Raw genomic sequence first — 18,050 nt, 5'->3', positions numbered from 1 at the left:
CTTTTTCGCAGGCAACATCGACAGTTCGACCACGACCTTTCAGCAGAGATTCATCCGCTTATTGTTCTTCGCCGGATTATCCATAGGACTCTCTGCCTTTCCTTGTTCCGATAATTCTATCTGTGCATATATACCCTTAGGTGTTCCCTCTAAGCCTGACAGCTTGCATGTGCCTGTAACACATCACGGTGGTTCGTAACAACCATTCCTACTAGACCGCACTGTCTGGGCATGAACCCACACATACATTTCTGTATGTGGCACTTTTAGACCTTTACATTCGGGAGTTTCGTCAGGCATTGCTGCCATTCTCACCTTAGGTATTTTATAGACCCCCGGCATATGGGGTGCGCTGTCCACCTCTGGACAGGTTTCGTCAGCGTTATCTGTTACGGCACCTTTCTGCCGACTTTACCGGGCTTCACACCTCATCACAGAGTGATGACGCATGCCGGAGTATCAGGGGAGGCGTTTCAAGGCGTTACCCTATCATTCCACCTCTCGAATTATCAGTTCACAGAACTGATTAAAAACAGCGCTGTGCGCCGCCTTTTCAGCGACGAACAAGTCGCACGGTTGTAGTGCATGGATTTTTTGAAGTTAATGGTATTCAGCACCTTTACCCGGTAATGATTCTTTAAGAGCATTTTTCCGCACTCTACTAACACTGTCCCCTTCGGCATTAGTCAATAGGGAAAAAGAAAAAATGTATCTTTTTTCAATCGGTTACACTGTCCTTGTCATTCTCAATCAGCCGCACTACCTTGTCCGTAAAGGTTTCCCGGCTCGTTTCGCTGAAATGGATATGTATGTCAAAGGTGGTATTCCCTATCCGCTTCACAAGGTCGGGCTTCGCGTCCAGAGGGGCGGCGGTGCGGCTGGTCTTGCTGGTGTCATTGTTCATAGGCTCTCCTTTCCGTTCATCAGTCCTTTTAACCGTTCCATTTTCCCCTGTGCCGTGGTTTTTCTGATATTCTCCCCGGTGAAGAATACCGGGCAGCACATTTCAAGCAGACGGTCATAAATCCGGGCATGGGCGGTGTCCTCCGGGTGCTGCAATTCCTCCAGCGTCAAATTGGTTGTGACTATCAGTGGCTTCTGGCTTCGGTATCGGCTGTCAACCACATTGTAAACCTGTTCAAGCCCGTATTCCGTGCCACGCTCCATGCCAAAATCATCAAGGATAAGTAGGGGGAAGCGGCAAAGGCGGTCTATGTATTCGTTCCTGCCCTTGTAGCTGGCGGCAAGGTCATTGAGGATAAGGGCAAAATTCGTCATGCACACGGAAATCTCACGCTCCATAAGGGCGTTGGCGATACACCCGGCGAAATAACTCTTGCCTGTGCCTACCTTGCCCCATAGCAGATAGCCGATATTTTCCGCTTTCATTTCCTCCCAGTTAGCCGCATAGAATAAAGCCTTATCCATTTGGGGGCATTTGCCGTTGTCGTTTTCAAAAGTCCATTCCAGCATAGCCGGGTTGGTAAAGCCCTTTCGCTTCAGCCGCGCCACTTCCTCCCGGTGCTTCTGTTCCCGGTCGGCGGCTTCCTGCTTTTCCCAGCGTTTGCGCTGGCAGTCACATTCTTTGGAGTGTCGGTCACGTCCGAAAAGCCCCTTTCCCCCGGTGACGTAGGCTTCTTTGGGCTGGCGGCAGCTCCCGCAGTATAAAAGCCCGTCCTCGCCCGTGTAGTCCTCCGGCTCTGCTCCCTGTGCTGTGGCAAGCCGGAAAATAGCGTTGTCGTAATCGCTCATAAAATCGTCCTCCTTGTTCATGGTCTTTTCCACGCCCTGTTTACGTGGCGTTATATCCCCGCTGTCAAAGGCTCTCGCCCTCCTTGTAGGAATAATCGGGGATTCCCTTTTTCGGGTTCTCCTTTTTCTCCTTGTCTGCCCACCTGTAAAGCGCGGCGGCATGGTTGGCATAATCATTCCCGAAAGCGGCGATATACCGGCTCATTTCCTCGATAAGCCGTTCAAGGCTGTCCGGGTATTCCTCTTTCAGCTCCGCATATTCGGATTCGGAGAGGAAAACATTCTGGTATTTGCCATAGGGCGCGGGCGGCAGCTCCCCACTCGCTCCCTTTGTTTGGTTCTCTTTTAGTTTGTTTATATTTAGTTGGTTAGGGTAAAGATTTCTTTGTATCATACCTAAAGTTTCCTTTGGTTCAGTTGTACAGTTTTCTTTAGGACTGACGTAAAGATTTCTTTGTGTCATATCCAAAGAAACCTTTACTGCTTCCGGTACTTTCACATAAAGGCGGTTCGGCGCGGAAAATCCCCGGCGTTCCCGCACCAGAAGCCCGGCAGCGTCCAGCTCTTTTAGGGCGTTCTGTATGGTCATGGTGCTTTTATCCAGTATTTCCGCTATCTCCGCTATGGGGTAGACAATATATGTCCTGCCCCCGCTGTCCTGCCAGCCGTTCTTCTGTGAGAGGGTGGAGCGGTCAAGGAGCAGCGCATAGAGCAGCTTTGCGGTCTGTGACACGTCCATTTTCAGCATGAAACGGGGGTAGGGCAGGAATGGGGGTATCGGGGTGTTGGCTGTGATATATTCGGTCATGTTTTTTACCTCCTGTGGCTTTCTGTTACGCATTTAAAACAGCTTTTCCGGGTGCAAAGGATAAAAGTACCGCATACCCTTTGAGCGGTAGCCGGAAAGCCTTGATTTACGGGGGTCTTGCATTTCCTAAAGCGTGACATTTCCCCCTCTGTTTCCGCTTGCGCTGTGCGGCTCGGATTCTTTTCATGCGTCCGGCACACTCTGGGCAGTATTTCCCCCGGTTCGATTTGGGGAGAAACTGACCGCCGCACTCGGTACAGCGTTTCAGTTCTGCCCGGTGCAAAAGGGCGGCTTCCAGTTTCCAGTCAAGGGGAAGCACGGCAGAGATAAACCAGCGGCATAGGAGCGAATAGCTGATACTCTGCACACATACACAAGGCTCGCCATAATCCAGCGCAATACAGTTGCCGTTGTCATAGTTGCAGCACTCATGCACAAGCCGACAAGCCGCCCTGTGCTGGCGGTAGTCCATGTAGGGGCGTTTACCGTTCATTCTTCCGCCCCTTTCCGCGCCCCGGCTCGCGCCTTAAAATCTGCTCAATGTTGCCCTTGACGGTCTGCAATTCCTTTGTTTTTTCCCTCTTTTCCCGGTACTCGTTGTAAAGGCTGTTCTTCTCCCTCATAAGCTGCTCAATCTCCGCTTGTAATGCTTTGGACGCTGGCAGCTTGGAGATTCCCTTTGATTTAAAATACCGGGTGGCAGCTTCGGCTATCATAAAATCGCTTTCGTGCTGCTCCCGGTAGTTTTTGCGGGCTTTCTCTGTTCTCTGTGCTTTCAGCCCGTCACGGGCGGGCTTGGTCTTGATGTAGGCTAATAGATGTTTCTGCAAGTCCTTTTTCTCCCGTAAAGTGCTTTCCACGGCTTTCAGTTCGGCGTGGACGCTTGACAATTCCGCACTGGCGGCGGCAAGGGCGGCTTCCAGTTCCTCCGGGGAAGAAAAGCCGGATTCCTCGTAAATGCTCATGGTCGCCGCCATTTGCTTTAGGTTGTGGACAGCCGCCCAGCGGTCATATCCTATGCCTTTGCCCTCGGCTCGTTTCGCTTCCCGGTCTACCATGCGCTGTACTCCGTCATTCTTCGGGGCGTTTATGGCGGCTTTGTTACGCTGTAAGCGGTCTTTTATGCTCCGGGGGTATTCCTCTTTGGGTAGGGGCTTTTCGGCGATTCTGGCGGCGTTCTGTGCGTTCTGCTCCAACAATGCAAGTACGGCAGCACGGTCAAAATCATCACCCAGCTTCCGGGCGGTGATTGGCTTCGTCCTGTCCGGCGTGAGATACGACAACCTCCCCCGGCTCTCCTTGACGGTCACGCCCTGTTGTAGCAGCTTCCCGGAGAAGTCCTCAAAAGAGATAGCAGAGGACAGGGCGGCGCGGATCGTGCGCCGTAGCTTCTCTTTATCGGTTTCAAATTTCGTGAGTTTGGGCGGTTCTCCTGTGGCGGCTTGGGAAGCGTTCTCTTTATCCAGTGCGGCTTGTCCTTTCCGCTTCGCCCAATACTCACGCTCGGTAACCCGGTTCTTGCTGCCATTGAGTAAATCAATCTGATAAAGGTTTTCCCGGTGGCACATCTCCATGACTTCCGCTTTGAAATACTCCATAGCTGCGTCCGTGCAGCGGTGCTTGCAGCCCTCCCTTGTGTCCGCTGGTCTTTCCATGTAGGGCAATAGCGGCACTTCCGCAATCCGCAAAGAATTGATTACGATATGCACATGAATGTTGCCGCTGTGGTTATGCCCGTCCGGGTGGGTGCATACAAGGGCTTGGTGTCCGGGGAAATGCTCTTTACAAAACTGCTCGCCTAACTGTTGCGCCCGGTCTACGGTCAAGCCGTTGTCCTGTGTGTCACGGGGGTCAAAGCTGATGATATAGTGATGGCTCTTTACGTCCTCCCGCTTCTGGTTCTTGCCGTATTTCAGATTGGAGCGCATACACGCTATGATATGGTATAAAAAAAGTTGACAGCCCATTCTCAAGGATTTGAGATATAATCAAGAGAATAAGGAGTGAACAAAAATGGCAGAAAACAGGCAATACGACCATGAATACAAAGTACAGGCAGTGAAACTCGCAAAGGAAATCGGACAAGCAAAAGCCGCCAAAGAACTGGGGGTACCAAAGAATACTATGTATGGCTGGGTACGGGCCAACCGCCCTGGCAGCCTCGACCTTGGGGCAGGTTCACAGACCCCGCAAAGCGCCATGACGCTTAATGAGGAACTCTTAAAGCTCCGACAGCAGGTTAAGGAACAGGAAAAAGAAATCCGCCGTTTGAAAAAGGAAAATGACTTTCTTGAGGAAGCCAGCGCTTTTTTCGCCGCGAGCCGTCTGAGGTCAGCAAAAACGAAAGAATGAAGTTTATTGCGTTTAAAACCAAAGACGGCGAATTAAAAGGAAATCTTTCTTTTTACTGCAGAGCCCTTCGTGTCAGCAGGCAGGGATTTTACCGGTACCTTGCAAATAAAGACCGCCCATGGAAGTACCAGGCTCTGGCAGATGCCATGATGGAGATCCTTGAGGAAGACGATTGTAATGACACCTACGGCCGGATCCGCATGTATCAGGCATTAATGTTAAAACAGCCTGAAAATGTGGATATTCCCAGCGAACGTACTGTTTACCGTGTCATGGAGGATATTGGAATCAGCCATCATCCCAGGCGTAAACCAAACGGAATCACGAAAGCAGACCGGGAAGCCCGGAAATCAGAAGATCTGTTAAAACGTGATTTCAAGTCAGAGGAACCGCTGTCCAAGTGCGTAACAGACATAACAGAGATCAAAGCCAGCGATGGAAAGCTGTATGTTTCCGCTGTTTTCGACTGCTTCGATTCCAGCGTGGTTGGCCTGGCAATGGATACAAACATGAAAGCTCCGTTATGTGTGCGGACATTGAAAAACGCGGCGGAAGCGTATCCAGGCATCCGCGGAGCAATTATCCACAGTGACAGGGGAAGCCAGTACACCAGCCGGCTTTATCGGGACGCAATCAATCAATATGGCATCCGACAAAGCATGAACAGCGCGGGTGGAAGATGCCATGATAATGCCCGCTGTGAAAGCATGTGGGCCAGAATGAAATCAGAACTGTTATATGACCGCTATGATACTGAGAAGATGAGCACAGATGAACTGAAAACCCTGATCTGGAGATATTTCATCAGCTATTGGAATAACCGGAGGATCTGTTCTGCTAATGGAGGGCTTCCTCCCATCATCAAACGACAGCGATACTATGATTCTCTGGAAGAAGCAGCATAGAATACAAAACCCTTGAGAAAAATGTGTCAACTAATCTTGACAAAATCACTATGGCGAAATCTTCCTCACCGCAATTCAGAGAGGAAATGAGATAACCTGTCCTCGGAATAATCTGCCCGTTTTCATCAAGCGTTGGCTTCATGGTAAACTCGTCATGCTCAAAGGTTAGGTACTGTTCAGCCGCCCCATAATCGGCATTTTTAGAGCTGATATGTTTGAACGTTGCCAATAGCTTCACCTACTTTCTGCAAGACTTCAAACTTCAAGGCGGCAAGTTCCGCTATGGCGGCTCGTACCTCTTGGGAGAGGGCGTTATAAGGTGCGCCGTACTCATTCAGACAGCGGGCAATCTGATTCAAGTTGCCGCCGATTTTCCCGTACTCGGCGGTTAGCTTCCCAACGGCAGACAGCAGTTCATCATTGACCGGGGAAACGGTGATAACCGGGCGTATGCTTGACTTGGTAAGGGCTTGCCGGATATATTCAGACTGGCTCATTTTGCAGAGGGTGACACGCTCGGAAAACTCGGCGTATTCTTCCTCGGTCAAGCGTGTCTTGATTACCCGGCGGCGGTGGGGCGTGTTATATTTTTTCATGGCTGTGAACCTCCTTTCGTGGGTGGATTTTTTCAAGCGGCGCAAGCCGCAAAAAGGCGGGCTTGGGGTGGCAACCCCAACAAGATTCCCGCAGGACAAAATGAGCCGGTAGGCGAAATTTGGTACTGTGGTAGAATCTTGCTCTTAGAAAGTGACGGATTCCGCTGTGCTGGCTTTCGCCATTTTCCCCCGGCTTGCGTGGCGTGGATTGCGCCAACTTTGCGGGGGTATTTTCTCCCGCTGTAAAGCCGGGTATAGACAAAACGGGCGTAAAAAAACAGGAAACCTTATTCCCCGATTTCCTGTTTCGTATCTTCGCCAATAGCGGCGGTTATCCTGTTGTTATTCCCCGGAAACAAACTTGTAGCCTATGCCTAAAACGGTCTTTATGTAGGTGGGGCGGCGGCTGTCCGGCTCTATCTTTTTCCGTAGATTGCATATCACATTTGTAACGCTTGACTGGCAGCTTTCGCTCCCCATGCTCCACACGGCTTCAAAGATTTGCGCCTTTGTGAATACCCTCCCCGGACTGGCGGCAAGGTAGCAGAGTGCGCCGTATTCTAAACGGGTGAGGTAAATGTCCGTACCGTCTTTTAATACCCGGCGTTGGTGTAGTCTGATTTCTAATCCCGGAAAAGTAAGTGCCGGGGAATGGGGCGGCTGTATAGCTTCCAGCGGTATCATATCCGCAAGGGCGGCTATGGCTTTCTCAACCGCTTTTTCTTCGGTGTCGCTGAATGTAAGCATGACTATCTTCCCGACAAATACCACCTCCCATTATACTTTCCTTTTCAGTCAAAGCGGAACTGGAACAGGGCAGTAATAAGCCGCTGTTTTATGCTGTCCTCGGTGTCTGTGTTGACGTGTCCGTTTTCAAGGGCTGCAAGCCGGATTCGCCTGCTGTAATGCCGTAAAACCTCGTCCACGGCTTCCGGGTCGCCGCTGGTCGCCCGGACAATCGTTTCATACGGTATGAGTTTAGGATTCCCCACGCAAAAGCACCTCCATTTCCTCCTGCAACATCTGCAAGGCACTGTGTATGTAATGCCATGCCGTACTTTTACAATGCCCGTATAAATCCCCTATTTCCTGCTGTGTGTAATTCCCGAAAAAGTAAAGGTAAATGATTTCCCTCTTTTTCTCCGGCAAAGATAACAGGGCTGCAGCAAGCTCGCCGTTGGTGAGTATGATTGTCTGACCGCAGATTGTAACGGGGTATTGTTCGTAAGGTGATTTGAGATATTCGTCTGATGTGCTTAGAGGGTAGAACTTTTCTTCTGTGAGGTATTCAAAGGATATTTCTCTTTGCCGCCGCCTGTTCCTGTCACGCCATGCGTTGATAGCGGCATAGCGTATGACGACTTTGCAGAAACCGTTGAAAGAATACATGATGTGTTCCTTGTATGCTTCTGTGCAATCCATAGAAATTTCCCCCTTTCTCCCACATGGGGGTGTTGCTTGGTTTATAGTTGCATTTATAGTTTAGAAGGGCGGCAGTATTTTAACTATCGCCCTTTAACTATCCGTACATGATATAACTGCAAAGCTTATTTGCTATATATCTAAATTATTCAATCCATTCAGTAATCACTATAAACTTAATATTTTTTTCATCATCACTCCAAATTCTCACATTATTATTTCTATCAAATTTGTACTTTGTTTGTGAAATAAAATCATTATAATCAATCTTTTCATATTTTTGATATTCACCTATAATTGCACTGAAAAAATATTCCATTCTATCGTAGCAAATAAATATTTCGCAATCTTCTGTAATCTTGAACGCCTCTATTTCCCTTATATCATTTGCGCTTTTAACACTTTTTTCCACTTCTAATATGCAATTATCTAACTCGACATATCTACCTGTGGTGGTAGCTGGCGTGTCAATAAATATTTCTACAAGTTCTGAGTTCTCAATATTGATATCATATTTGTAAAGTATAAATAAATCTGTTTGGTAAACAAGCAAATATCCAAATACACTTGCTCCTAAAATAGCCGTTATAAGCGTCATAGCAATAAGAAAATGCGTATATGACTTGAATAGTTTTCTTATTTTATCTGATACAAAATATCCAATATATGCACCTAATACATTAAATATCAAGTCATCAACATCTGTACTCCCAAGCGCAAAAAGGAGTTGCGTAATTTCAATTAACAGGCTGAATATAATAGCGGCACATAAAACCCCTTTACGTTTTTTGTTAGAGATAATTGGAAAAAGTATTCCAAATGGAATAAATAAAACGATATTTCCTACTACATTTTCAATGATTCGTCCTATAGAGGTGTTTGAAACAGCCATATCATAAATTGATTTAAAGGGAATGATACTGATTGTCCTTTCACTTGCACCTATAGCAGAAAATAAGTTGTTTAATGTTACCTGTTTGAAAAAGGTTATGCGAAGCAGAAAGATAACATATATAATAAAAAATACCCACTGACAGCCACGCAAAATTTTTTCATGGTTCTTATTTTGATTGTCCATAGCAATTCCTCCAAAAATAAAACTCACTCTACTGGGGGATTATTATACCCTGTTGAAATGAGTTTTTGATTCTTTATTTCTTTTTGATTTCTTATTTTTTTCTTATCGCTGCTTTTCCGCAACAGGCAGCTTGACTTCAAACACTGTTATTTCATCATCACTCATAGCATATATGCTTCCATTGTGTATTCTTACAATTTCCTTTGCGATTGCCAAGCCAAGCCCTGTTCCGCTTTCTTCTGATTCCCCATATTCTTTGGAACGGTAAAATTTATCAAAAATATGCCCCAATTCATCAGCAGGTATTGTTTTGCCGTAATTCTTAATGGAAACCGTTATATAAGATAAAGTTTGGCTGGCATAAATCTCAATCGAACTTTTCGGATAACTGTAATTTATAGCATTTTTCAGAAGATTATTGAATACTCTTGCAATCTTTTCTGAATCCCCTGTTATAAACAGTCCTTCCCCTAACTTTAAATCAATATGCAGCTCTTTGGGTTTAAGCAACGGGTAAAATTCATCTGCTAACTGTTCTATTAAAAAACATATGTCTATTTCCCGTTTCACCAAAGTTTTGTCTGATAAACTATATCTTGTTATATCAAAAAAATCATCTATCAGTTTTTCAAACTGTATAGCCTTGCGGAAAGCAACTTTTGTATATTTTTCCCGTTGTATGGCTGGCATATCCGGTGCTTCACACAATAGGCTTAAATAACCTACCACGGAAGCAAGCGGGGTTCTAATGTCATGCGCAAGGTAAGTAAGCGTATCTGATTTTTTCTGTGCTTCAATTTCCAGTACATGTTGTTGCTCACGGTTCTGCATTTTTATAAGATTAAGCCAATTTTGCAAATCAGAAAATTCTAAAGGGAGTACTATGTTATTTGCTGAATTGTCAACAACATATTCCAAGGAATCCAATACTTTTAATATTTTCTTTGATGAACTACTTTCTATGGCAATCCACATAAATAACTCTAATATGAGAAAACCAAATACAATAATTGAAGGTTCATAATCATGTAAAAAACACGCAAAATCGTATCCTGCTACTTTTTCTACGAAAACATAAAAATTGTTGTTGCCTACACTTTCAATTACTAAACAAACAGCCAAAAGGACAAAGAACACAATAAATGCACCTATAAAATGCCTAAGCAATAATAGCTTTCTATATTTCTTTGAAAATTTGTTACTCAACAATATATCCTACCCCCCATATTGTTTTAATGAATTTCGGCTTTTCACCAATATCATTCAATTTTTCTCGGATATGTCTGATTTGAACCATTACCGTATTTCTGCTGTTCTTAAAATACTTTTCTCCCCATACAATCTGAAATAGTTCATCAGCACTATATACCTTTCCCCTGTTTTTACATAAAAGCCATAATATTGAAAATTCTGTGGGGGTTAGTTTAATCTGTTCCCCGTTCAATCTACATTCATGCGAAGTTTTATTTAACAGAAGCCCGGCTATTGTAACCATTTCATTTGAGCCAATTTTTTTACCGTCATAATCATGTACCCTCCGTAGATGCGCCTTAACTCTTGCCACAAGTTCAATCGGAAGAAATGGTTTTGTAACATAGTCGTCTGCCCCCAAGGATAAACCTGTAACTTTATCTGTTCCCTCTGTTTTAGATGTAAGCAATATAATGGGATAGGTATATTTCTTCCGTATTTCTCTGCATAAAGTAAAGCCATTTCCGTCTGGCAGCATTATATCTATAATTGCCAAGTCAAAACATTCACTGTCTATCACTGAAAATGCGTCTTGAAATGTGTAATATTTAAAACACTGAAATTGTTCATTTTGCAAGAATACCTCAATCAAATCAGCAATTTCTTGTTCATCGTCCACTAACAATATTTTACCGCTCATTGTTTTTCCTCATTTCCTTTTACTTAGTGGTATTCTATGGGTATTATTATACTGTGTTTATATAGATTTTTCAATTATACAGAAATAATGAGTGGGATTCCGTAGTAGTCGGCATTCGTGGGAATGTGTATAACTGGCTGTCTTTTGGAATTGTGGGTAACTCTGTTTGCAGGATGTGGGAAAGCTGCACTTTAGCTTTTCCATATGCTGTGAACAGAGTTATCCATGATTCCATAGCCTGTTATGCACATTTCCACAATGCGCCTTTTGTTTTTCAGTCCTTATGCGCTTCGTTCCGTTTCCTGTTTTTTCCTGTGGTATGCTTCCCTCCTTGTGGCAAGGTAATTCTCATAGCGTTCCACCGCTTCCGGATTTCCAGTGGCGGCTTCCTCATACATTTTCTGCCGGGATTTCTTGGTGGCTTCGGATTGATACGCCCGTTTCTTTGCCAGTTCTGCCGCCGCTGCCGGGTCGGTTTCGGCTTGCTGTACCAGCTTTTCCCTTGCGATTTTCTTCCGGCTCTTGTGGGCTTCCAGACGTTCCGATTCCTCCGGCGTTAGGGCTTCCCCCTCTTTCTGGGCGGCAGCAAGCTCTTTGAGCGTCTTTGTCTTTGGCTGTCCGGCTTTCTGCCTTTCGCGCCACGCCTTATGCTGTGCGGCTTTTTTCCGGCGGTGTTCTGCAAGCCGTTCCGATTCCTCCGGCGTAAGCTCCGCCCCGGTCTTTTCCAGTTCCATAAGCTTCTTTATGGATTTTTTCTTAGGCGGCTTGGGCGGCTCTGCGGCTTTGCGTTTCTCCCGCCATTCCTTTTGTCGCTCCCGGTTGTGTGCAAGCCGCTTTTCCTCGGCTTCCAGTTCCTCCGGCGTGAGAAGCCCCGCTTTTTTCCTTGCGGTAAATTCCCGTTTCTCTGCCTTGCGCTTCTCATACCGCGCCTTTGCAAGCTCCTTTGACCGGGCTTCCTTTGCCGCCTGTTCCTCCTGCTGGCGGCGTTGTTCCTCCACCTCTGCCGGGGTGACGATATGGGCGGGTACTTCAAAAGCCCCGATAAAGTTTAGGTATATGTCTATCCGCTGGCGGCGGTCATTCCCCCGCCCCTCGCCCTCATGCACAATCACTTTCTCGATAAACTCGTTGAGCATGGGTGTTGTCAATTCAGAGAAATCAGTGTAGCGTTTCACAAGCTGGATAAACTGGTCTGTTTTCAGCTTGTCGGCGTTCCAGTTCTCAATCTGCCTCTGCCATTCCGCTATGGACGTTTCCAGCCCGGTCTGTTCCTCGTCATACTCATTCAACAGACGGGTAAAATGTTTGTCGGGTATCTTGCCCGTGGCGTTGCCCTCGTACAGCTTTTTCACAAGCCCGTCAAGCTCCTTGTGCCGCTTCTGTGCCTTGTTGATTTTCTGCTGACATTCCTTGACGGTCTTTTCTTGGTTCTGGTCGGATGCTTCCCGGACACGCTCTGTAAACTCCTTTTCGTTGTGCCGCACATACCAGCTCACGCGCTGGATAACGGCAAGGATAGTGGCTTCAATCTTCGCCGTGGGGATATGGTGCATGGTGCAGTCATGGACTAAGTGGCGGTAGCCGGAGCAGATAAAAGCGTCCTCTATCCATTTCCCTTGCACAAGGTTGTAGCGGTGTGTGAGTTTTGAGCCGCAGTCGGCGCAGTATAAAAGCCCGGTCAAACGGTTCGGGGCGTTCTGCCGCTTGGGGGCGCGGCGCACGGTTTCCCGTATCTTCTGTACGGTCTGCCACGTTTCCACGTCCACAATGGCGGGGATTGCGCCCTCAAAAAAGTGCTGTTCTTCCGGCGCGGTCTTGCGGCTGCTCTTGGTCTTGTAGTTCTCGCATACGGTTTTCCCCAATACCTTGCGCCCCGTATATTCCGGGCGTTTCAGTATGTAGCCGATAGTGGTAGCTGACCATGCGTAGGGGTCGGCGTATTTCGCCGCTCGGACTGGCTCGCCTGTCCGTTTCCAATGCTCGGACGGGATAGGGATTTTCTCGGCGCGGAGTTCCTTTGCTATGCTGGCTATGGTTTCCCCGGCAAGGACGCTCTGGAAGATACGGCGCACAACGGCGGCGGCTTCCTCGTCAATCAACCACTCGCCTTTTTCTTCTTTGGAAGCGCGGTAGCCATAGCAGACACTTCCCGAACATCGCAAGCCCTTTTCCATTCTGGACTTGAAAACAGCTTTGATTTTGCGGCTGGTGTCGGCAACGTACCACTCGTTTATCACATCACGGAAAATCGACATAATATCAAAGCCGTTGGCGGTGTCAAGATTGTCATTGGCGGCGATAAAACGCACATGGTATTCATCAAAGGTGCGCTTCAAAAGCCCCACTTCAACCACGTCACGCCCGATTCGGCTCTGGTCTTTGATGATAACAGTCGCCACGTTCCCCGCCCGGATTTCGTCTAACATAGCGTCAAGCCCCGGACGCTTGAACGTAGTCCCCCGGATTCCGTCATCAGTAAAATGCCGGATGTTGGTAAAACCGTTCTTTCTTGCGTAGTCCTCCAAAATCCGCTTCTGGTTCTCAATGCTTACGGATTCCCCGGCTCGCTCGTCGTCATGGGAGAGCCTTTCGTATAGGGCGGTGAGTTTGTCTTTCTCTGTCTGCTTCTTCATGGTGTGTAACCTCCTTTCTTTGAGGGTGCGCGCTTCCCTATAACCCTATTATACTTATCTGTTCGGATCAGTGACAACATAGGAACTGTGCATCTGCATAAGGTTTGGTTTTACAAAAAACCTCGTCTTGCCAGAACCAGAACCGCCGATAACAAGGATATTTTTATTCCTCGCATACTTCGGCTGTTTCGGTCTGCCGGACATCATCAGTCTTTCCGTTTCTGTGAGTAACACGTTGTTCTCAAATACCGGATCGACATATGGCTCAATATCTTTTGCTGTCCCCCACCTTGCAGAGCCGTACTCCATGCCATGCCGGAATTTCTTGGCGTTCTTGGCTTTGAAATACACCACAAGGCGGAGCGCAATGCCGCACCCTATCCCTATTAACAAATCTTTTGGGTGGAAACTTGGTAACGGGTTGGAAAATAAGTCCTCCATCCCCGCCATGACCGCCATCGCTTTTGCGGAAGCGTCCTGCCCCGGCGATACCCGCCACAGCCACGCAATTTTGTCGCAGAAATACCCGGCAAGCGCATAGGGAAGATTCATAAGGAAAAGTTTCTTTTTGTCAATATTCCCCGTCTTTGCCTTCAGCTTTTCAGGGACTGACTTTAGGTCTTTGGCGATGCCCTCTACGATTTTACTCATAATGACTGCCCCCTGTCCTTCTGGTGTTCCCTTGCCCTCTCCCGGTTCTTGTCCTTGCCTGACTGCTCCCGGAACTTTGCCAGTTTCTCCTTTACGGAGATGCGGTTATGCTTTTTCTCATTAACTTTTACAAACTCCTTAAATGCCTGCGTTATCACGTCAGCATCCTTGCCCTTGAATAATACGATGTGCTTCGGCGGCTTTTCCGTCTTATCCTTCTTCACAGCAAACTGCACGTTGTACTTCTTTGCCACTCTCTCAAAGGACTTGATGTTATTATCCGTCACCTCAATGCTCGAAGCGCCCATACCCTGACCGACCAGCTCTTTCACTGATATTTTCCCATGCGGCATCTGCTTTCCCTGTTTCCGGTGTTCCAGATACATCTTCATAGCCTTTTTCAGCACGTCGGCAGTCAGCCGGGAAGATTTAAACACAAGGGCAATGGTTTTCTGTGTCACTTCCTCCTGCATGGTTTTCCTCCTTCTTTTTTTATTGCTGTACGCCCGTCAGGGTGGGACGTACAGCCTGTGGATTAAATATTTCATAAGCTCTCCTTTCTGACTGGGTTATGGTAGGCGTTTGCGAAACGCCAGAACCCACATAAATACGGGATTCTCTTTGTTACAAAATAAAACAACTCCTCACTGGTCTGTGGTATAATTGAAATGTCCAGTAACAATTATCCATATCCACCAGTAAAGGAGTCGTATCTATATGATAACACATAAACAGCTCTCTTTGGCAGATATTTTTACCGATTGCCAAAATAAATTTGATAACGATAAATATGCGTTTCTTTCCATACTCGATGAAACCATCAACCTTGATGAAATTGTTCCGGTGTCTTTTGTTTCTCATTTTCATGCTGCCACCGGCAGACCCCGCAGGCATCTGCTTTACCCAATGCTGAAGGCTCTGTTACTACAGCTTATCTTCTCAATCCCAACAACATCCCTGCTGATCGTATTCCTGAAATACTCTCAGGAACTGCGGGACTTCTGCGGGTTTGACGTTGTCCCGGACGCCTCTAAATTCACCCGGTTCAAACAGGATTTTTTATCGGACTTACAATCCATGTTCGATCATCTTGTTGACTTGACCGAACCAATCTGCCATTGTATTGATACACAGAAAGCTTCCATGCTTCTCTTTGACACCTCCGGCATTGAGGCATGGGTTACAGAAAACAATCCCAAATATGCCAACCGTATCATCAAACAGCTGAAAGCCTTCAAAAAAGCAAAAGGGATGGACGATTCCTTTGACCCTTATAAAGCCGCCTACGGCTCCATGCCTTCCCATGCTGCCGCCAGTCCAGCCATTCAGCAGATGTACATTAACGGGCATTTCTGTTATGCTTATAAATTCGGCATTATTACCAACGGACTCGGCATTGTCCGGGATATTTCCTTTTATAACAAGGACTTTCTTGCGGCTCATCCTGACATCATTGTTGGAAAAAAATCTGATTCCCCGGATGAAGATAAGAGTCTTGCCGATTCCAGGGCATTGATTCCCACTTTAAAGGATTTCTTTCGCAAGCATCCGCTTATCAATCCGAAAACTTTTCTGGGAGACGCCGCATTTGATTCCATTGAAATCTACAAATACCTGTTACAGGAAGCTTCCTTTGAGCAGGCTTACATTCCCCTCAACGGCAGAATCTCCCTTCCAAAATCCGACTGCCCGCTGAATAAGGACGGCATCCCCTGCTGCCCCAAAGACCCATCCCTTCCAATGAAACGGGAAGGAAGCAAATCCCATCTCCGCTGCGGACTGCCAACCATGAAGTTTGTATGCCCGAAAATGAAATGGGAGTGGAACAAACTTACAAAGAAATCAAAACGCGTCTGCCACTGTGAAAATCCCTGTACGGAATCCCCCTGCGGCAGGATGTTTTATATTTATCCCGAGAAAAACCTGCGCGCCTATCCCGGTACACTCCGCGGTACGGCCGGATGGGATTCCACCTATAAGATCAGGGTAACTGTTGAGAAATCAATCAACCATTTCAAGGACAGCTTCTGTGTTGCCGGGCGTAAAACGCAGAATGAAAAAACGCTTCATGCTGACCTGCTTCTCGCCGGGATTACCCAGCTTATTACTGTAATGGTGGCTGATAAACTGCACAGGCATGAATATATCCGCAGTTTAAAACCTCTGATTGCATAACCTTACATACCGCATACCATTTCACGGGCAGATATCCTTATCTGCTTTGTTTTCATGTCTTAAAATCCTTGTTATCCACATCCACCTCCTGTAAGTCCGGCTCAACCGGGCCTTTGCCCTATTGGAATCAAGATTTTGAACTTGTTTCGCAATTACCTATGGGTTATGGTAGGCGTTTGCGAAACGCCAGAACCCACATAAATACGGGATTCTCTTTGTTACAAAATAAAACAACTCCTCACTGGTCTGTGGTATAATTGAAATGTCCAGTAACAATTATCCATATCCACCAGTAAAGGAGTCGTATCTATATGATAACACATAAACAGCTCTCTTTGGCAGATATTTTTACCGATTGCCAAAATAAATTTGATAACGATAAATATGCGTTTCTTTCCATACTCGATGAAACCATCAACCTTGATGAAATTGTTCCGGTGTCTTTTGTTTCTCATTTTCATGCTGCCACCGGCAGACCCCGCAGGCATCTGCTTTACCCAATGCTGAAGGCTCTGTTACTACAGCTTATCTTCTCAATCCCAACAACATCCCTGCTGATCGTATTCCTGAAATACTCTCAGGAACTGCGGGACTTCTGCGGGTTTGACGTTGTCCCGGACGCCTCTAAATTCACCCGGTTCAAACAGGATTTTTTATCGGACTTACAATCCATGTTCGATCATCTTGTTGACTTGACCGAACCAATCTGCCATTGTATTGATACACAGAAAGCTTCCATGCTTCTCTTTGACACCTCCGGCATTGAGGCATGGGTTACAGAAAACAATCCCAAATATGCCAACCGTATCATCAAACAGCTGAAAGCCTTCAAAAAAGCAAAAGGGATGGACGATTCCTTTGACCCTTATAAAGCCGCCTACGGCTCCATGCCTTCCCATGCTGCCGCCAGTCCAGCCATTCAGCAGATGTACATTAACGGGCATTTCTGTTATGCTTATAAATTCGGCATTATTACCAACGGACTCGGCATTGTCCGGGATATTTCCTTTTATAACAAGGACTTTCTTGCGGCTCATCCTGACATCATTGTTGGAAAAAAATCTGATTCCCCGGATGAAGATAAGAGTCTTGCCGATTCCAGGGCATTGATTCCCACTTTAAAGGATTTCTTTCGCAAGCATCCGCTTATCAATCCGAAAACTTTTCTGGGAGACGCCGCATTTGATTCCATTGAAATCTACAAATACCTGTTACAGGAAGCTTCCTTTGAGCAGGCTTACATTCCCCTCAACGGCAGAATCTCCCTTCCAAAATCCGACTGCCCGCTGAATAAGGACGGCATCCCCTGCTGCCCCAAAGACCCATCCCTTCCAATGAAACGGGAAGGAAGCAAATCCCATCTCCGCTGCGGACTGCCAACCATGAAGTTTGTATGCCCGAAAATGAAATGGGAGTGGAACAAACTTACAAAGAAATCAAAACGCGTCTGCCACTGTGAAAATCCCTGTACGGAATCCCCCTGCGGCAGGATGTTTTATATTTATCCCGAGAAAAACCTGCGCGCCTATCCCGGTACACTCCGCGGTACGGCCGGATGGGATTCCACCTATAAGATCAGGGTAACTGTTGAGAAATCAATCAACCATTTCAAGGACAGCTTCTGTGTTGCCGGGCGTAAAACGCAGAATGAAAAAACGCTTCATGCTGACCTGCTTCTCGCCGGGATTACCCAGCTTATTACTGTAATGGTGGCTGATAAACTGCACAGGCATGAATATATCCGCAGTTTAAAACCTCTGATTGCATAACCTTACATACCGCATACC

General features: G+C 46.7%; 15 protein-coding genes and 5 pseudogenes. 4 read left to right on the top strand and 16 right to left on the bottom strand.

Annotated features, from left to right (window positions below; all coding sequences use genetic code 11):
- Positions 1–718: 718 nt before the first annotated feature.
- The 5 genes and pseudogenes from VSQ32_18845 to VSQ32_18825 all read right to left on the bottom strand — a co-directional run bounded on the left by VSQ32_18845 (position 719) and on the right by VSQ32_18825 (position 4,497).
- Entirely contained in the window at positions 719–904 is a 186-nt protein-coding gene (locus VSQ32_18845) for a transposon-encoded TnpW family protein (protein MEH2944844.1), read from the bottom strand.
- Complete coding sequence (locus VSQ32_18840; protein ID MEH2944843.1) at positions 901–1,752, bottom strand: ATP-binding protein; 852 nt, start codon at positions 1,750–1,752, stop codon at positions 901–903. The genes VSQ32_18845 and VSQ32_18840 overlap by 4 nt, the downstream gene beginning before the upstream one ends.
- A 64-nt stretch (positions 1,753–1,816) precedes the next feature.
- Entirely contained in the window at positions 1,817–2,593 is a 777-nt protein-coding gene (locus VSQ32_18835; GenBank protein ID MEH2944842.1) for a replication initiator protein A, read from the bottom strand.
- 73 nt (positions 2,594–2,666) lie between these two features.
- On the bottom strand, positions 2,667–3,053 hold the full coding sequence (locus tag VSQ32_18830) for a cysteine-rich VLP protein (GenBank protein ID MEH2944841.1): 387 nt from the start codon (positions 3,051–3,053) through the stop codon (positions 2,667–2,669).
- Positions 3,043–4,497, bottom strand: a pseudogene (locus VSQ32_18825) (relaxase/mobilization nuclease domain-containing protein). The gene VSQ32_18830 and the pseudogene VSQ32_18825 overlap by 11 nt, the downstream one beginning before the upstream one ends.
- 76 nt (positions 4,498–4,573) lie before the next feature.
- On the opposite strand from VSQ32_18825, the gene VSQ32_18820 reads away from it, so the two are divergent.
- Both VSQ32_18820 and VSQ32_18815 read left to right on the top strand, forming a co-directional pair.
- The gene (locus VSQ32_18820; protein ID MEH2944840.1) at positions 4,574–4,912 is read left to right on the top strand and encodes a transposase; all 339 of its coding nucleotides are present in this window, start codon (positions 4,574–4,576) and stop codon (positions 4,910–4,912) included.
- Positions 4,909–5,817, top strand: coding sequence for an IS3 family transposase (locus VSQ32_18815; GenBank protein ID MEH2944839.1), 909 nt, complete (start codon positions 4,909–4,911; stop codon positions 5,815–5,817). Before VSQ32_18820 ends, VSQ32_18815 begins: the two co-directional genes overlap by 4 nt.
- Before the next feature lie 49 nt (positions 5,818–5,866).
- Here the strand turns inward: VSQ32_18815 and VSQ32_18810 are convergent.
- From VSQ32_18810 to VSQ32_18760, 11 genes and pseudogenes are all read right to left on the bottom strand, one after another.
- A pseudogene (locus VSQ32_18810) lies at positions 5,867–6,046 on the bottom strand (protein rlx).
- Positions 6,018–6,413, bottom strand: coding sequence for a plasmid mobilization relaxosome protein MobC (locus VSQ32_18805; GenBank protein ID MEH2944838.1), 396 nt, complete (start codon positions 6,411–6,413; stop codon positions 6,018–6,020). Before VSQ32_18805 ends, VSQ32_18810 begins: the two are co-directional and overlap by 29 nt.
- Positions 6,414–6,755: 342 nt before the next feature.
- Positions 6,756–7,160 (bottom strand): winged helix-turn-helix domain-containing protein, encoded by a 405-nt coding sequence (locus VSQ32_18800; GenBank protein ID MEH2944837.1) that lies wholly within the window; start codon positions 7,158–7,160, stop codon positions 6,756–6,758.
- A 44-nt stretch (positions 7,161–7,204) separates the two neighbouring features.
- Positions 7,205–7,405, bottom strand: a complete 201-nt coding sequence (locus VSQ32_18795) for a helix-turn-helix domain-containing protein (GenBank protein MEH2944836.1) — start codon at positions 7,403–7,405, stop codon at positions 7,205–7,207.
- Positions 7,392–7,835, bottom strand: a complete 444-nt coding sequence (locus tag VSQ32_18790; protein MEH2944835.1) for a sigma-70 family RNA polymerase sigma factor — start codon at positions 7,833–7,835, stop codon at positions 7,392–7,394. The genes VSQ32_18795 and VSQ32_18790 overlap by 14 nt, the downstream gene beginning before the upstream one ends.
- 145 nt (positions 7,836–7,980) lie before the next feature.
- Positions 7,981–8,913 carry a VanZ family protein gene (locus VSQ32_18785; protein MEH2944834.1) on the bottom strand — a complete coding sequence of 311 codons (933 nt, stop codon included), beginning with the start codon at positions 8,911–8,913 and terminating at the stop codon, positions 7,981–7,983.
- A gap of 102 nt (positions 8,914–9,015) precedes the next feature.
- Complete coding sequence (locus VSQ32_18780; GenBank protein ID MEH2944833.1) at positions 9,016–10,122, bottom strand: HAMP domain-containing sensor histidine kinase; 1,107 nt, start codon at positions 10,120–10,122, stop codon at positions 9,016–9,018.
- Entirely contained in the window at positions 10,112–10,804 is a 693-nt protein-coding gene (locus tag VSQ32_18775; protein ID MEH2944832.1) for a response regulator transcription factor, read from the bottom strand. The genes VSQ32_18780 and VSQ32_18775 overlap by 11 nt, the downstream gene beginning before the upstream one ends.
- A gap of 281 nt (positions 10,805–11,085) precedes the next feature.
- Complete coding sequence (locus VSQ32_18770) at positions 11,086–13,437, bottom strand: DUF4368 domain-containing protein (GenBank protein MEH2944831.1); 2,352 nt, start codon at positions 13,435–13,437, stop codon at positions 11,086–11,088.
- A 63-nt stretch (positions 13,438–13,500) separates the two neighbouring features.
- Positions 13,501–14,088, bottom strand: a pseudogene (locus VSQ32_18765) (type IV secretory system conjugative DNA transfer family protein).
- Complete coding sequence (locus VSQ32_18760; GenBank protein MEH2944830.1) at positions 14,085–14,561, bottom strand: PcfB family protein; 477 nt, start codon at positions 14,559–14,561, stop codon at positions 14,085–14,087. Before VSQ32_18760 ends, VSQ32_18765 begins: the two are co-directional and overlap by 4 nt.
- Before the next feature lie 244 nt (positions 14,562–14,805).
- Between VSQ32_18760 and VSQ32_18755 the strand changes: the two are divergent.
- Positions 14,806–16,201 (top strand): annotated as a pseudogene (locus tag VSQ32_18755) (transposase).
- A 373-nt stretch (positions 16,202–16,574) separates the two neighbouring features.
- Positions 16,575–17,970, top strand: a pseudogene (locus tag VSQ32_18750) (transposase).
- Positions 17,971–18,050 lie beyond the last annotated feature (80 nt).

This window comes from Lachnospiraceae bacterium JLR.KK002, assembly GCA_036941025.1.
In the GTDB taxonomy this organism is placed as follows: domain Bacteria; phylum Bacillota; class Clostridia; order Lachnospirales; family Lachnospiraceae; genus Petralouisia.
This window is presented reverse-complemented; position numbering and strand designations above follow the sequence as displayed.

What these genes read in the sequence shown, in the direction of transcription:
- VSQ32_18800 (MEH2944837.1), bottom strand. Translation starts at nt 7,160, where the DNA reads ATGCTTACATTCAGCGACACCGAAGAAAAAGCGGTTGAGAAAGCCATA.
- VSQ32_18790 (MEH2944835.1), bottom strand. Translation starts at nt 7,835, where the DNA reads ATGGATTGCACAGAAGCATACAAGGAACACATCATGTATTCTTTCAAC.
- VSQ32_18805 (MEH2944838.1), bottom strand. Translation starts at nt 6,413, where the DNA reads ATGAAAAAATATAACACGCCCCACCGCCGCCGGGTAATCAAGACACGC.
- VSQ32_18840 (MEH2944843.1), bottom strand. Translation starts at nt 1,752, where the DNA reads ATGAGCGATTACGACAACGCTATTTTCCGGCTTGCCACAGCACAGGGA.
- VSQ32_18820 (MEH2944840.1), top strand. Translation starts at nt 4,574, where the DNA reads ATGGCAGAAAACAGGCAATACGACCATGAATACAAAGTACAGGCAGTG.
- VSQ32_18760 (MEH2944830.1), bottom strand. Translation starts at nt 14,561, where the DNA reads ATGCAGGAGGAAGTGACACAGAAAACCATTGCCCTTGTGTTTAAATCT.
- VSQ32_18830 (MEH2944841.1), bottom strand. Translation starts at nt 3,053, where the DNA reads ATGAACGGTAAACGCCCCTACATGGACTACCGCCAGCACAGGGCGGCT.
- VSQ32_18775 (MEH2944832.1), bottom strand. Translation starts at nt 10,804, where the DNA reads ATGAGCGGTAAAATATTGTTAGTGGACGATGAACAAGAAATTGCTGAT.
- VSQ32_18785 (MEH2944834.1), bottom strand. Translation starts at nt 8,913, where the DNA reads ATGGACAATCAAAATAAGAACCATGAAAAAATTTTGCGTGGCTGTCAG.
- VSQ32_18845 (MEH2944844.1), bottom strand. Translation starts at nt 904, where the DNA reads ATGAACAATGACACCAGCAAGACCAGCCGCACCGCCGCCCCTCTGGAC.
- VSQ32_18835 (MEH2944842.1), bottom strand. Translation starts at nt 2,593, where the DNA reads ATGCGTAACAGAAAGCCACAGGAGGTAAAAAACATGACCGAATATATC.
- VSQ32_18815 (MEH2944839.1), top strand. Translation starts at nt 4,909, where the DNA reads ATGAAGTTTATTGCGTTTAAAACCAAAGACGGCGAATTAAAAGGAAAT.
- VSQ32_18770 (MEH2944831.1), bottom strand. Translation starts at nt 13,437, where the DNA reads ATGAAGAAGCAGACAGAGAAAGACAAACTCACCGCCCTATACGAAAGG.